The sequence below is a fragment of the Sporocytophaga sp. genome (genome assembly GCF_017745095.1).
Lineage (GTDB): Bacteria > Bacteroidota > Bacteroidia > Cytophagales > Cytophagaceae > Sporocytophaga.
In genome coordinates this window covers 175080-192561 of the sequence record NZ_JAGHZZ010000004.1, presented here as the reverse complement: position 1 = coordinate 192561, position 17482 = coordinate 175080, and the positions used below count along the sequence as shown (strand labels likewise).

Genomic DNA, 17482 nt, shown 5'->3' with positions numbered 1-17482 from the left:
AAAGTAATGCAATAGTCCTTTTTTTTGCAAAAAAAATAGAATTTAAAATTCAAATCCATTGTTAACTAATCCTAGTTTTACCTACACACAATTTATTCACTCTACCATAATTCGTTTAACAAAGATTTCATTCTGACTGGCATATCTAATCAAATAAACACCTTTATTAATCGAAGGAGCAACGACTATGCCTCCATTCTGTACCGCACTGCTTGTAAGAACTTTTCCCATCATATCAATCCATTCAATACTGGTATTCCCTATCACTTCTGGTATATAAACAATCTCATTCTGTTTTACTGGCACTGGAAATATCTCTAATTTATCAATACTAGTATTAGATTGCATATTTGAGGTAACAGTACCATTAACAACATCAGAAAGGCTGGTTGAAATAACAATATCATCGAACCATATATAAGAATCAACAAGAGGTGCCCAATCAGCAGTACTTCCACCATGAAATGTAGAAAAATAAAGTGCATCAACTTTATCTCCATTACTTACAAACTGTATCCCTGAAAGCTTATCAACCAATGCTCCGTTATAAAGTCTTATTTGGGCATGTTTATCATTAATCCACATTTCCACTTCACCGTCTTTATTCACACCACTATTTACTTTAACTCTCTGAGAAATTTTATACCACTGGCCTTTTTCAAAGTTTAAAGTCTTCCCATCTATAACTATATCATAATTATCTCCACAAGGCGGACTAACTTTATTCAAATGATATAGGTAAATAACAGCTTTTCCCTCAGCACGCCACATTAATCTTGCTGTAAATCCATTACTACCTGTGCAAGTTGCACAGCCACTGCAACGATCCCCGCCAGCTAATCCTGGTAGTTTGCCTCCTTCACTGGAAGTCCCCCAGCTGAAATCATCACTAAAACGAACATAATATGATATGAAATATTCATCATGTGGAGGAACCATTAAAGGTGCCTGCCCTCCTGTATTTGCTGTTCCGAATTGTCCCTTAGGATAAAAAAGGCGAAGCGCGTTTGAACCGCTCTTGGAAAATGCATCATCAATAATAGCTCTGTTAACATCAAATCCATTGACCCAAGGAACTGTAAAGCCTGCTGATTGCCAATCTGCTTTAGTAAAATAGGATCCCTTGGAAAATTGCTCAAAATCTGTAGATCCAACTATCTGACCATATACATTTATAGATAGAAGCAATAAGAAAGACAAGCTAAACCTAAATAAGATATTAAGTTTCAAAGACATAATTTTCACGATTAATATAAAGAGGAGATGATGAAATAAATATACTCTAATCAAAATTTATAGTTACACATTGGGTTTCAATGTTATTTAGAAACCAACTGCAATTTTTCTATAATTCCAATTAAAGCTATTTCTGAAAGTTCTAACCTATCATTTGTTAGATCTTTAATTTCTTTTTATTACTTTAAATAATTAAATTCATAGGCTTGGTTAAGCGGCAAACATTTGTAGCATTTTTATATAATTATGGATATACTCGACGCACTTAGTTTTTTGGGTGAACTTTTAGCTTACAAACCAAAAATAAATTCAACTCAAAAATCACATTTAGCAAAGTCAAATTCTAAAATACAGCTCTTAAGTGCATTATTTAGTATTCTAGCTTTTATCATTTCAATAATCGAGATAAATTCTAAATATGCTCCTGCCAATTTTTGGCTTACCCCTTTATTAGTTTTTATTCTTAGTTTATTTATTTCCATTGGATTTTCTATTTTATTAAACAGAGTTTTTAATATACAATACACCTATACAAATTTCATTATGCTGATTATCACAATGACTTTATTTGTAAGTGCACTGACCTTCTCAGTCAATAGAATGACAAACCAATTATTTTTCAAACTTACCCCACATTCTTCAAACCTCAATTGTGATAAAGATCAGCCCAAAAGAGAAAATCAATACTATTCAAATCATTAAGTTAAATAGTTGATAAAAGTAATATAAAGAGTTCGTACATGATCCGATTATTACTCATAACACTTGGTATTCTTCTATACACCCAGACACAAGCGCAAGTCACTATAAAAGGTAAATATGAAGGAACAAATCTCTACTTTACCAATCCATATAGTAATGACAGTTTCGATACATTTTGTACAGATTCTGTTTTTGTAAATGAAAAAACAACGCTTGACTATATTCATATGTCGGCATTTGAGGTTGACCTTTCACACTTGGCAATGCATGATACATTTCAAGTGAAAGTATTTCATAAGAAAAGTTGTAAACCCAGACTATTAAACAGAAATACATGTCCCCATATTAAAAGTTTTTGGTTCAAATCACTAGAAATAAAACGAGATAGTCTCTTCTGGACCTGTTCAATCATTCCCAAAGGAAAATTTCAAATCGAGAGATTTGATTATAATAGATGGGTGAATCACAAAGAAGTCAAAGCATCTGACGCTGCGAAATATTCTTCCTTAGTTAAACACTATTCCGGACTTAATAAATATAGAATTAAATTTTTGCAGGAGAATGGTGAAGTCATTTATTCAAGTGTAGTAGAAGTTTTCTCAGAAACTCCTAACCTCAAAGTTCAAACTATCAATAAAGAGCTTTTATTCTCACATGAGATTGACTTTGAAATCTTAAACGCTTATGGCAACAGACTTTTGAAAGGCTCCTCTTCAACAGTTGATCTCTCCTTCCTTTCCGATGGCATTTACTATTTAAATGCAGATAATAATACTTATAGAATAAAAATCAAAGAGGAAAATATTAAAATAAAAGGTTCTTAAAAACATTCAGACCAGAATATCAAATTTAAACCATTCTAATATTAACAGTATTCACTAGCTAAACATTCGGCTTGAATCGGCAAAGATTGTCTTATATCAGTTATTTAAAAAGGAGCAAAGCAATAATCAAAGTAATAACAATGTTAAAGGCTTGCGCAATTACAAAAGCATACATAGGCTTTCTGTTGCTTTGATTGATAAGGTCTGAAAACTTTGTTTCGAGTCCTATGCTTGTAAATGCAAGCACAAACCATAATGTCTGCATACTTTTCATACTATCTTTAACAGCATTTGTTGCTTGAGTATTTAATAGAAATGAAAATATTAAGGAAGCAGCGATAAACCCCAAAACAAATTTGGGGAATCTCTCCCATATTACCGCAAGTGTTTGCTTTTCATTCCTTCTTGCTGATTGAGGATTGTTACTATAAGTCCAATAAATACTGATTACAAACGCTGCCACCCCTAACAACACATTTTGACTGAATTTGACTATTGTACTTATTTTCAATGCAGTTTCACCTACGAGAGAGTCGGAAGCAACGACAGCACCTGTAGTATCAATACTACCTCCAAGCCATGCACCGGTTACTTCTTGAGATAAACCCATGTAATTTGCCATATAAGGCATAACAATCATCATAGGTATTGCGGTAATTAATACAAGACTTATTACATAAGAAAGTTTTTTGCTGTCACCTTTTATAGCTCCAGCTGTAGCAATAGCGGCAGATACTCCACAGATAGATACAGCACTGGAGATCATCAGACTTAGCTCTTCATCGAGCTTCAGTTTTTTACATATCCAAAATGCAAAATACCAAACAGATACAACCACTACCAAAGCCTGAATCAGCCCAAGACCACCAGCTTTCAGAATATCACCAAATATTACTCCTGTGCCAAGCAAAACAAGCCCGATTTTCACGAACAATTCAGTTGAAAGAATGGATCTGAACCATTGTGGTAAATTTATCAGATTACTCACAAGTAAGCCAATACCTAAGCTAAATATAACTGCCTCCAGATTCAGACTTTTCATCTGACTATTGCCAGCAAGGATCAGAGCAAATACAGATAACAGGTAAATACCCGGAAAAGCAAGCAATAGTGACTTAATTGATTTATTTGTAAGGTAGACACCAATTAATGCAATAATTATTGTTACCAGAAACTGATTAAGAATTTTAATCAGATTAGAACTTTCAAGTACTTTATCTCCGAATTCGTGACCATTATTCCAGTTGTAAGAAGGAGATGCTATACTAAAACCTGAAAGTAGGATGGTTATAATTATAAATCCAAGTAAAACTACCGCCCAGTCTTCATGAAGTACTATATTTCTTTTGGGCTGAGTTGCTGAATTAACCGTAGATATTTTGCTCATATTGACATGAAGTTATTTAATTAGGTTCCTGAAAATGATACTCAATTAATGCTCAAACAGATACCCTCCATTCAAATTTAAGCTGGCTATAGTTATGGTTTTAAATTAGGTATTATAAATATATTTCTAGGAGGTACTATTGACATGACTTTTACCCGATAAGCTGGCATTATGCTGGTTCTGCGTATCCGCTTGAACCAAAATGAATCAAGCGTCCGCTTGATGATAATTAAAACTAACTATAGCAAGTGGGCGCTTGAACCAGCGCAGCTGCTAATCAAAGCCTCCAGATTAAGTCCTTCTTATGATCTAAAACCAAACTCAAAACAAAAGAGGCTGCGTAAGATTTCTCTTACCGCAGCCTCTTCGTATTATTAACTTATTCAGTCTTCTATCTCTCTACAACCATTTTCTTAACTGACTTTCCTTTCTTCGTATAACAATTGACGAAATAAATTCCCGGATCCAGTTTGGTTGAAAGTTTAACTTCAGAATCTATAAAATAAGTAGCATCTCTAAAGTCTGTAACAAACATTGACCTTCCAAGAACATCTATTACTTCAAGAGTAACCGTTTCCTGAATTTCAAGTCCTGTTATAAGGACATTGAACTTAAAGCCATCGGAAGGATTCGGATAAAGTATAAACGTTCCTTCAACTTTTGGATCCATATTTCCAGTAACTACGCCAGTGAAAATAAAGCAGGTATCAGGCTGAATTTTTATGGCTTCTTTATTATTCACGTTATCCTTAGATACAGCATACAAACAATAAGCTTCACCTTCTTTTGCCGGAATCTTGAATATTGTGTCATTTGGAATATCAGAAGCAACAAGCTTGTAGTCAGCATTCCCAACTGCAACATACAGATCAAAAGATTTCGCTCCGCTGCCTTTAAGGTCATCCGCTATTGAAGCCTTTACTGATATTGAATCACTATTCGAGCCCAGTACTTTTACCTTAGATACCGGAGGCTCTGCATCAATGATATTAAATATCTCCGGAGTTATGATCGGAGCATTAATATCAAATACAATGTCAGCCTGAGCCAGAATTGAATCACCTGTGATGGCATTGTTCTTCGCTTTAATCGTATAGTTCACAAATCCCTCTCCGACACCAGAAGAATCATTAAGTGCAAGGAAACCTTTCAATGGATCTACAGGAGGTAATCCTGTTTTAGGATCTATTGTCTGTAAAATCCAAAAAGCCTCATTCTTCTCAATATCAATACCCGCAGTTACTTCAAGATCATATCCTAAAGAATCCGGTAGATCTACTGTATTAAAATAAGATGACACGTTTCCGTCCACTGTAAATACATAATCTGCAAATCCGAAGTCTTTAACTCTGAATGTTAAAGGATTCAAGTCGCTATCCAGCACCTGTCTTATTTCAACTTTTTGAGCAGGAGCAGTAGCAGCTTCAGGATCATTTTCATAACGGATTGTATATGGTAATACCTCGCTTCTTGAAACATATTTACCTTCACCATAACCTTTTGGACCTATGATGTCATTCGGATCACAAGATGCTACAATCTGATTACAGATAATCCTTTGAGCAAGACAGTTCAATACAGTTGCAGCACCTAATATATTAAATCCACCTGGCACACATCCAACATCACCAGGACCAACACCCCATCCCGGAGGCGCTTTAGGATCTGTCATCAATCCACCAATAGCATATCCACAACCAAATGCTCCCATAGAACAGTTAGCAACTCCCCAAGCTGGTGTAAGTGCTACAGACTCAAATAAGCTTTCTGCACAACTTCCTACTGTTATAGCACAACCGGTTATTGTAAAGAATGTATTACAAATTGCTGTACCTACAGTTCCGTTATTACCACATCTTGGCTGTCCTCCAGGACCGCCAGGACCAGGGCCACCTGGACCAGGACCATCCGGACCACTTGGCCCGCTTGGACCACCAGGGCCGCTTGGGCCATTTCCGCCAGGACCAGGACCTCCGGGACCACCCGGACCTCCAGGGCCACCTGGGCCAGGACCACTCGGACCGCTTGGACCACCGGGACCTCCTGGGCCACCAGGACCTCCGGGACCACCAGGACCACTCGGCCCGCCAGGACCACCAGGACCGCCAGGGCCACCAGGAGAACCAGGACCACCAGGACCATTTCCAGGACCACCAGGTCCACCTGGACCACCGGGACCACCAGGGCTATTTCCAGGACCGCCAGGACCACCAGGGCCACCTGGGCCGCCTGGAGCACCAGGCCCACCAGGACCACCTGGGCCACCTGGGCCAGCAGGAGTTGTTCCGTTTCCAGGACCACCTGAACCACCTGGGCTTCCAGGCTGACCTATGCTACCTCCCGGAGCTCCCGGAACACCAGGTTGTCCTACTCCTGGTTTGTAAGCGCTAAAGCATAATTTTAATGTATCTGTTCCAGTCAATCTCAGATAGAAGAAACCGCCATACAGATTGTTATAAGTTGCAAAACGACTTATATCTATAGAAAACTTATTCGCAGCAAAACCAGAAATACCATTTGCTGCAACAGCAATTGTCCAGCTGGTATCAACAGCAGGGTACCATCCGGAAAGCACATTAGGATTATTAGCAAAATCTAAAGATGCGATCCTGATGACAAATGGATTCGATGGCGTTGCTGTAATCTGAATTGAACCTGATGCTTTAATTAGATCCCAGCCTGGATTAGCACCAGCGACTCCTGCATATTTGTTTATTTCCCACAGATAGTCTTGACCAGCACCAAAGATCACATTAGAACCATTTAAAGTACCTGGGCTATTACCAGGACTAAAAGTAAAGTTTCCATTCACCAATACCGGAGGCTGAGAACCGCAGTTACTGCACTGTACATTTGCTTTTGCAAATTCTGCTGGTGAGAAGATTTTTTCAGAATAATAAACAGCTAAGACTGAATCCATGTAAGCAGTGCTGTCAACTGCAAAATTTCTCCAGTTCGCAGGAGCTGAAGAATTCTGAAGAATTGTTCTTCTTGTTGTTTCAGCTGAATTTACTTGTTGAGAAATATATCTTTCTGCACTATATCCCACCGCTCTTGTCCTTACCGGGAAGAACTGAGATGTAAAATGACTTACAATCAGGTTCATTGCAAGCACCTCTCCTGGTCTAACATCCTTACCCAGTAAAGGAATTACTTTGTAAGAATCTACCAGATAGAAATCTTCAAATGATTTACTCTGACTTGTATAGCTACTGCGTTTTCTTATTTGCTTACTTGCTGTAAAGCTCACAATATTAGTAGCAGCAGGAACCGAGAGATCCGCATTTATAAATGGAATATCAACGTTACCGATATTCTGCAGATAGAATGTGTATTGAGCCTTTCCACCAAGCCTTACAAGATCGGGCGCAATTTCATTGAAATCTACCAAGAAGCCTGTTGCCTTTTCAACAGTCAGACCATTGATAAGAGTGAACGTTTCATTAGGATTGACAGCCTTAATGTTATAAGTACCAAATGGAACTTTGGTAAGATCCCAGCGAACATCCACCTGCATACTGCTCATATAAGTTCTTATTTCTGCAGTATCAACAGGCACATTGGTTTTACTTACAAGAATAAATTGTGTTTGCTTTTTAAATCCTGCACCATTCAACTTGGTTGTGACAACACCCTGCCCTACTGTATCCGAATTAACTTCAATAATACTGAAAGGTAATGCTTTGGCAAGGATTGTTACATTCTGAAGATTATTGAAGTTCGTAGGTGTTTTTACCAAAAGATAATATGCTCCGCCTTTAGTTGTCGGCACTAGTACCTGTTGATTCACACTATTCGGATTTTCAAAAATATAATCAAAATCATTTAGTGAAGGTACTCTGTTATAGGCTGCATATATTTCATTAGAGCCATTGCTTCTATTACTCTTTAGGGTAATTAGAAGATCTTTGTCTGCAGGTACATTTATTTTGTAGTAAAGAAGATCACCTCTTTCAAGTGGAGTCGTCTGCGGCACATCCAGCACAAGTTCCTTGATAGATACATTCAACTGATTTGCCGAAACTCTTGTATTATTATTTAGATCTGTTTCTACAATGGTATTAAGTGCATTCGTCACCCCAATACCATAATAATTACCTTCAAGTAAACCTGGCATTTTCGAAGAAACGGTTCCCGAAACAGAATCACCAGGGTTTAATTGAATATAACCGTCTTTGGTTCCGAACAGAGGATCATTCGCCTGATCCAGCTGCTGGTCTTTTGAGAAGAACAACAGATCTCTCAGATTACCGATAGCAGGATTGCTACCGATATTTTTCACCGAGTAAGTTACCTCTACATTTTTACCAGGCTCAGTAGAAGAAGGAATATTCAATCTATTAAGTACTAGATCACTTGGTTGAGGAACAACAATTGTAACCACCGCATCACCAAGGTTATTCTCTTCATTAGTATGCTCAAATACCCTGTTCTGATAATCTGTTTTTACAATCAGATAATAATTACCGGAAAGATAGTTTGGTACTTTGATCTTTGCTGTAGCATTGTAAGCTCCACCAGCGGCAAGAACTCCATTCCTTGTAAAGCTACCAACTATATAATAAGTACGGCTGAGATCTCTAGTATTAGAAAGGTATATCTGATCTGTCCATGCATTTTCAACAGTTGCACCCGGTCCGGAGTTTTCTACTTTATAACTGATATCCAATTCCTGTCCTGCAAGAAGTGTAGCAGATGCATCTATAGTTTTTACAATAAGATCAGGAGGAGGAGTAAGTGCAATATTTATTTCGAACCTTCCTTTATTATTTGCCTTAACAGTGTCATTTGTTACACGAAGATTATGATCAGAAGAAACAAGTAAATAATATTTACCTGAATAACCATTAGGGATTGTTACCATTTCACTAAACAGGTAATCAAAACCAGCAGCTAAGCCACCACTATAAGATTTATAAGTTAACTGAGCATCATAATTATCCAGAACTGTGTCTTTTGATATAAACAATAAGTCATTCCAGAAATCTACATTGGTCGCTGCGTTACCAATATTTTTAACATTCCAACTTACAGGTATTTTCTTTCCTGACTCTGCAGATCCAGGAGCACTAAGATTTGTAACTTTCAGATCTGCAACAACCTGAGGTAGAATATACAGTTTGGTTTTAGTACCGAATGAATCACTTTTCGCAACATTGTTTCCTTCATTTGTATATTCATAAATTCTATCTGTAATGTCCGTATAGACATACAAATAATAGATTCCCTCTTTAAGTTCTCTAGGAATTCTAACTGATGCTTTTTCGGAATAATTAGAGCCTGCATCAAGAGCAAGGCCCCGAGTTACAGAAGTTAATTGCGTTGCATTACCTGCAGACCATGTAGGATAAGAAGATATAAAGATTCTATCAACCCATGAACCTGATGCCTGAGCCAATCCTTTATTTGAAACAGTCCATGAAACCTCCGCATCAGTATTTGCTCTTATCGTATCTTTTACTGAAATATTCTGAATTTGAAGGTCTGCATATGGAGACAAGTTTATATTGATTGGAGCAGAGCGCTTTATATTGTCATTTTCATAGATATACTCAAATACTTCCTTATTATAATCCGAGTAAACATAAATATAATATTGTCCGGAAATGCCATCAGGAAGATTGAAAGTAAGTGCTGAACGATAGCTAGAATCAGGCTTCAATGTAGAGCCATTGGATTTATCTACCGACCCTACATCGATTGATTCTTTTAAATTAAAAGTATCCAGTTTAGACAGGAAGACTTTGTCACGCCAAACATTTTCTACTGGTGCATTTGCGCCACCATTGATCACTTCCCAATTAACCGCTACAGGTTTTCCCGAAAATCCGGAAGCAGGAACATTTACTTTTTCAACTGCAAGATTTGCCGGAGGAGTCATTGTTACATTTATAACATTGCTTCTCTGAGAGTTATTTACATTTGAGAGCTCATCAACATTATTCAGCACGTCAGAAAGTAAATAGATATAATATTTACCCGAATAAGAATGAGGCACTGTCACCTGAACCGTTCTTGTATAAGAACTGTCTTTAGGTAAATAATCAGGAATATTATACCAGTTTAATGTATTATCACAAATGAAGCCACCTTGGTACTTCGGTGATCTTAATTTAACACTTACATCAGCCAGAAACTTCGATCTTGCAGGATTAAAGACAGAATCCTGAGAAATATAAATAGCATCCATCCAATAATGCTCTTCGAAGTAGCAATACTTCTTCAGCGAATAATCATAATACTGATAATGTGTTGCAAGTGTATTACCTGAAGCATTAGCAATTGCAGTATTGGTTACTTTATAGGTAACATTGATCTTATTTCCCGAGAACGTAGCAATAGGTGTTCCTAACGAACTAACAATCAAATCCGGCTTGGGAGGTATTGATACATTCAGGATTCCTGACGTTGTATCAAACTTCGTGTTGTTATTTTCATTGGACTCGATAATAGCATTATTCACATCCGCTTTTACAAATACAAAATAATCTCCTACTGTAGTTTGCGGAATAGTAAATGAGGCAGTCTGACTATAGCTTACCCCTTCTGCAAGATAGCTCAGGTTATTAATACTACCGATCAGTATATCCTGTGATGCATCAAACAAAGTATCAGCAGACAAATAAACACCGTCTCTCCATACTTTTGATTCTGTACTTCCTAATCCTTTGTTTTTAACCTCCCACGTTACTGTCAGCGGTTGACCACTGTAAATAGCTAAAGGAGTTTTAACAGAACTTACCTGCAGGTCTGGTAATTTTCTCAGAGAAAAACTTTGCACAGGTCCTTCTGTGCGGAAACAAGAATTTTTACCTGTAATTTTCCATTTATAGGATACTCCATAATCCAGGCCACTTATAGAATAGTTGATCTGACCAATATTGGAATATCTTGGAGTAGTCGGAACGGCCTGATCTGTCTTCCATACATATATATCATAAGTAGATGCATACTGAGCCGGAGCCCATGATACTTCAATCGGCTGACCAAGATTTAATGTTGAATCTGCTGGAAGCATGTTACTCACTTGTCCCGGAGCAACAACTGGTATGATATTAATTTTAACACTGTCGCTATATGTACAGCCCCTCGCTGTAGTTGCTGTAAGCTTATACACAGTAGTATCTGTCGGAGTAACAGAGATCTTTGCCGTTGTAGCTCCCGTCGACCATTTATAAGTGCTCGCAGCACTTGAGCTTAGCTGTACTAAATCGCCTTTACAAACCGTTGTGATCTTACCTACAACAGAAATTTTAGGGGCATTATTGAAAGTATTAACAGATAGATTAAATACACCTGAAGCAGAAGCATTTCCTTCCGCCACCAGATAATAAGTCTTACCAGGAGTTAATGCTTTCGTATTTATACCTGCATAAATACCATTATAGTTATTATTAAATTCCACCAACGTCTGCGCAGAATCAATCAGATGCAGATAGGTATCAAAATTTGAACCTGCTGTTGAAATACTGAAAGAATCTATACATGCTGGAACTTTAAATTTATAAAACACATCATTTGATGGCTGATTAGTCATCCCTGTGAAACTGTCAGAATACAGATCTGTAGTATCTCTTACAGAATAAGGGAATGAGTTTATAACAATCGGATTGCTGAAATGATCTCCTTTCCTACTTTCTTTAATAGTGAATGCATTACTGCTTTCTGCTGTTACAGAAGAATTTCCACCATCTGTCAGTTTTATCAAGTATTGATTTGACACAGGAAATGAAACTGGTATTGTCCAATTATAAGAACCTGAATTATTAGCAGCAACATTGATAGCTTTCCAGGTAATTCCATTATCCGGAGAGTATTCAATTTTTATAGTATTTGAAATCAATCCGGCTGAAGCCCATGTAATTTTCTTTGTCTGACCTAAATACCACGTTTCTCCTCCCACAGGAGAAGTAATGTATATTGTTGGTTTGGCAATTCTGAAAGCAGTTTTACTGGAGTCTCTGATAGAAGCGTCAGCAGTACTACTAAGTCTTACCAGATAGTTTGCTGAAGGATTTATACTTACAGGAATATTCCATGTATAAGAACCTGTATTAGCAATAGAGGAAACCAATGTTTTCCAAAGATCGCCATCAAAATATTCTATTTTAATATTTCCCGGAACCACACCGATGTTGCTCCAGGTAATATTTTTTGTCTGTCCCTGATACCACGTTTCGCCACCTACAGGCACATTAAGAGTTACTCTCGGTTTGAAGATAGCAAAGACTTCATTGGTCTGATCCTGTACAGAAGCATCCGTAAAATCAGAAACCTTAACAAGATATTCCGATGAGGTTTTTATTGAAGAAGGTATTGCCCAGTTGTAAGAACCAGTGTTTGTTATTGATGCAGCAATTAACTTCCAAGTAAGACCTTTATCGTCAGAATATTCGATCTTCACATTTGGAGAAGCAAATCCTTTATTTGTCCAGGAAATAGTTTTCGTTTGTCCGACATACCACTGCTCTCCCCCATTAGGCACATTCAATATGATAGCAGGTTTTGCAATAGTAAAGGCAACATCACTTGTGTCTTTATTAGAAGGATCTAAGACATCCGAAACTTTAATATAACAATTTGTCGATGGCGTTACAGAATATGGTATACTCCAATAATAGAAGCCTGTGTTAGGAGCTGAAGCTATAACATTATTCCAGCTCGTGCCACCATTAACAGAATACTCCAGCTTAACATTTTCCGAAGCTCCAAGGCTGCTCCACTGTATAGATTTTGATTCACCTACATACCATACTTGTCCATCATTCGGAACAGTAATACCCACGACAGGTTTAATAATAGAAAAGGCAACATCGTTGGAATCATAGCTTGCCGAGAAATCCAGAGAAGTAACTTTTACAAAACATTTTGAAGAGTTCACTGCATTACTTGGGATTGTCCAGATATATGAGCCACTATTTGCTGTTGTTCCCACTATAGGTGAATAGGTAAGTCCGTTATTAACAGAGAAATCTATTTTTACATTCGCACTTGCAGCAAGACCGTCAACACTCCATGATATCGTCTTATTCTCTCCAACTTTCCATATCTCTGTTCCTGTATTTGGGGTCAATACTTTAACTACAGGGTAAGAAATTGAAAAACTACCATTGCTTACATCTGATATTGAATTTGCAACTGTAGCACTTTGCATTGAAGTAACTTTTATAAGAGCTTTCGGAGCAGAAATATTCGGAACTTTCCAGCTATAATTCCCATAGTTGTAAGTATAGTTATTTATCAGCTGCCATGTTGTTCCGTTATTATCAGAATATTCAAGTCTTACATAATTCGAAGGAAGGTTTGATGACGCCCAGTAAATGGTATAGGTCTGGCCTGCGTAGTATTTCTCGCCTCCATTTGGAGTTGTTACTGTTATTGCAGGATCATTGTTTACTGAGAAATAGGCATTATTATAATCTACATTACAAGTTTTGTTATACTCATAAACCTGAACCAATCCTTTTGATGAGACCTTATTGGTAGGAAGCAACCATTCGTAAGTACCATTGTTTGAGATATTATTGGCATTTGCTCCATCTTTATTCTTAATCCAATCCCAATTGGCACCACCATCCAGTGAGTATCTCAAAGAAACGTTTCCAACAGTTCCCTCCGAAGTCCAATTGATAGTCTGAACAGAGCCAGAGCCCCAATTCTCTCCTCCTGCTGGTGAGATCACTGACAGCTTCGTACCACTCTGTGTAACAGCAAAATTGGCATCGCTGGAGTCTTTCACATTTGCATTATAATATCCGGAAACTTTAACTCTTATATCTCCGGAAGCTATTGATGGCACAGTCCAGTTATAAGAATTGGAATTATCATCTATATAATCTTCACCAATATAGATCCAGTCATTTCCTCCATTGACAGAGTAATACAGATTTACATAACTCTGCACCCCCTCCTGATTCCATTTGATTGTATAGGTACCACAACCCGGAATACTTTCACCACCATTTGGTTGAGTAATCTGAATTACCTGAGGAGTAATGGTAAATACATTATTGCTAATATCAAAAATAGAAGCATCAGCAGCTGCGCTTATCTTGATAAGGCATTGCGTAGAATTCAGGAAAGCAGGCACAGTCCAGCTGTAGTTTCCGTAATTATAAGCAGAATTAGATATGACCTGCCAGGTATCACCATTATTAATAGAGTACTCCAACTTAACATAAGTAGTAGGTAAGTTAGATGAACTCCAGTTAATGGTATAAGCTCTTTCTGCAAATACCTTTTCGCCTCCATTAGGCGTTGCCACGGTGATAATCGGATTGTTATTAATTGAAAAGAAATTATCACTATAATCTATGTTACAAGTTTTATTGTATTCATAAATCTGGACAAGACATTTTGACTTCACCAGGTTTGCAGGAAGTAACCACTCGAAAGAACCACTGTTTACTATATTGTTTGCATTGTTACCAGCTGCATTTTTTACCCAGTCCCAGTTGGCACCTCCATCCACAGAATACCTCAAAGACACATTACCAACTGTCCCTGTCGAAGTCCAGTTGATTGTTTGTATTGAACTTGAAGACCAAACTTCTCCCCCATTTGGAGATGCTAATGTAAGGTAATTTGATCCCTGCGTCACAGCAAATGCTGCGTCACTGGAATCCTTTACATTGGCATTATAATAACCACTTACTTTAACTCTTATAGCGGTTGAAGGAAGAGAAGGAACTGTCCAGTTGTATGAATTGGTATTATCAGCTATATAATCTTCTCCAATATAAATCCAGTCTTTTCCGTCATTGATAGAGTAATACAGATTCACATAATTCTGTACACCCTCCTGATTCCATTTGATTGTGTAAGTGCTGCACCCCGCAATACTTTCACCGCCATTGGGTGCTGTAACCTGAATTACCTGTGGAGCAAAAGTAAAGACCTGATTGCTGACATCAAAAATTGTTGAATCTGCTACAGCACTAACTTTAATTAATGATTGTGTTGAATTTAATGATTCCGGAACTGCCCAGCTATAGTTACCATAGTTATATGTTGAATTGACAATTGTTTGCCAAGTAGCGCCATTATTAACAGAATAGGCAAGCTTTACATAAGTAGTTGGTAAATTTGAAGAGCTCCAGGTTAATGAATAACTTTTTCCTGTATACACCTTTTCACCTCCATTTGGCAAGGCAACTGTAATTACAGAATTATTATTAACAGAGAAAAAATTATCGCTATAATCTATATTACAGCTTTTATTGTATTCATAAATCTGAATTAAACATTTAGATGATTGCTTATCTGAAGGAAGCATCCACTCGTATGAGCCTGTGTTTGCAATATTATTCGCATTAGTACCTGCTGCATTTTTTACCCAGTCCCAATTAGCTCCACCATCAAGAGAATACCTCAAAGATACATTACCAACTGTACCAGTGGAAGTCCAGGTGATCGTTTGAATAGAACTTGCAGGAAAAGTCTCTCCTGAATTAGGAGACAATAGCGTAAGATAATTCGGAGCCTGCGTAACTGAAAATGCTGCATCACTGGAGTCTTTTACGTTTGCATTATAATAGCCACTTACCTTAACTCTTATCGCAGTGGAAGGAATTGATGGTACAGTCCAATTGTATGAATTGGAATTATCTGCGATATAATCTTCACCAATATAAATCCAGTCCTTTCCATCATTGATCGAATAGTACAGATTCACATAGTTTTGTACACCTTCCTGATTCCAGGTTATATTATAGGTACTGCAACCTTGAATAGTCTCACCTCCATTAGGAGCAGTCACCTGAATCACCTGAGGAGCAATGGTAAAAGTTTGATTGCTAATATCATAAATAGCTGCATTATCCGCAGAACTCACTTTAAATAAACACTCTGTAGAATTCAGCCCTTCCGGAATAGCCCAGCCATAGTTGCCATAATTATAAGTTGAGTTGGTTATGGTCTGCCAGGTTCCTCCGTTGTTCAAAGAGTATTCAAGTTTTACATAGGTTGTTGGTAAATTGGAAGAACTCCAGTATAATGTAAAGTTTCTGCCCGAATATATCTTCTCTCCACCGAAAGGATAGGTTACTGATATCGAAGGACTGTTATCTATAGTAAAATAGGTATCACTATAATCAATATTACAAGTTTTGTTATATTCATAAATCTGTATCAGACAGTTTCCTGATGCTGCCACAGATGGTACCAACCAGTTAAAAGAACCTGTATTGGCAATATTATTTGCATTGTTACCATCTTTATCTTTTACCCAATCCCAAGTCGCACCTTTGTTTACAGAATATTTCAAAGAAACATTCCCTACCGTACCTACTTTCGTCCAGCTGATCTGCTGAAAAGAACTTGCGGAAAAAGATTCTCCACCATTCGGAGATGTGATTTGAAGCTTATTAGCCGCAGGCACTACATTAAAATTTCCATCACTTGAATCTTTAATATCTGCTTCATAGTAGCCGCTTACCTTAACTCTGAATTTATCAGAAGCAATTGAAGGTACAGCCCATGAAAAGGTATTGCTGTTATCGCCTATATAATCTTCTCCGAGATAAATCCAGTTGTTCCCACCATCATAGGAATAATAGAGGTTTACATAATCACGCACACCGCCCTGTGTCCAGGTGATGGTTTGTGTTGCACAACCGGTCAGGTTTTCTCCTCCATTCGGCGATGTGATTGTTATAAAAGGTTGTTTGATGGAAAAGACGGCATTGCTGGCATCATTGACTGAGGCATCTCCATAATCGCTCACTCTTAGCAAGCATTGTGAAGATACATTGGAAGGTACCGTCCAGTTATAAGTACCTGTGTTGTTCACGCCAGATTCAATGAGGTTCCATTGTGCTCCATTATTAGAAGAGTACTCAAGCTTTACAAAGCTTGACGACAATCCTGAGCTTGTCCACTTGACAGCAAACACTTTTCCTACATACGCACTCTCCCCTCCATTCGGAGCAGTAACGGCTATAGTTTGGGCTACAGAGTTAAATACACAAACAAGTGAAATAATAACTAATGCCTCTATTCTTTTAAAAATTTTCATATAAGATGAATTTTCTTTGGTGAGTTTCTGATGAATCAGAAATTTTTAAAAAGGAGCACGAATTTATAAAAATATCTTTTTATGAAATCAACCAGAGATATGAAAAATCGAAAAATTCGATAGAATCATAGAAAAATACCAGTTTACTGGATAAGAAATAGGGATAACTACAATAAAAAATTATATCGGTCTGATTAACTTTAACCTTAATTTAATCTGATTTTTCATAAAAACAGAAGTATGCCTTTTCTTTATAGATGTAATTAAGTTGAAACTTATAATTATAAAACCAGATTAATCTCAGTATAAATACTTACA

Annotated in this window: 5 protein-coding genes; 1 reads left to right on the top strand and 4 read right to left on the bottom strand. The window is 37.3% G+C overall.

Features of this window, described 5'->3' with window-relative positions; genetic code table 11:
* Nucleotides 1-96: 96 nt before the first annotated feature.
* Together J7604_RS07800 and J7604_RS07795 are read right to left on the bottom strand one after the other, a co-directional pair.
* On the bottom strand, nt 97-1236 hold the full coding sequence (locus J7604_RS07800) for a T9SS type A sorting domain-containing protein (RefSeq protein ID WP_293893666.1): 1140 nt from the start codon (nt 1234-1236) through the stop codon (nt 97-99).
* A gap of 314 nt (nt 1237-1550) precedes the next feature.
* The gene (locus J7604_RS07795; RefSeq protein WP_293893663.1) at nt 1551-1718 is read right to left on the bottom strand and encodes a hypothetical protein; all 168 of its coding nucleotides are present in this window, start codon (nt 1716-1718) and stop codon (nt 1551-1553) included.
* A gap of 258 nt (nt 1719-1976) precedes the next feature.
* Here J7604_RS07795 and J7604_RS07790 point away from each other — a divergent pair, with 258 nt between their 5' ends.
* On the top strand, nt 1977-2762 hold the full coding sequence (locus J7604_RS07790) for a hypothetical protein (protein WP_293893660.1): 786 nt from the start codon (nt 1977-1979) through the stop codon (nt 2760-2762).
* A gap of 100 nt (nt 2763-2862) precedes the next feature.
* On the opposite strand, the gene J7604_RS07785 is transcribed toward J7604_RS07790, so the two are convergent.
* The gene (locus tag J7604_RS07785; protein ID WP_293893657.1) at nt 2863-4149 is read right to left on the bottom strand and encodes a putative sulfate exporter family transporter; all 1287 of its coding nucleotides are present in this window, start codon (nt 4147-4149) and stop codon (nt 2863-2865) included.
* A gap of 391 nt (nt 4150-4540) precedes the next feature.
* Nucleotides 4541-17164, bottom strand: a complete 12624-nt coding sequence (locus tag J7604_RS07780; protein WP_293893654.1) for a CARDB domain-containing protein — start codon at nt 17162-17164, stop codon at nt 4541-4543.
* Between the last annotated feature and the right edge of the window lie 318 nt (nt 17165-17482).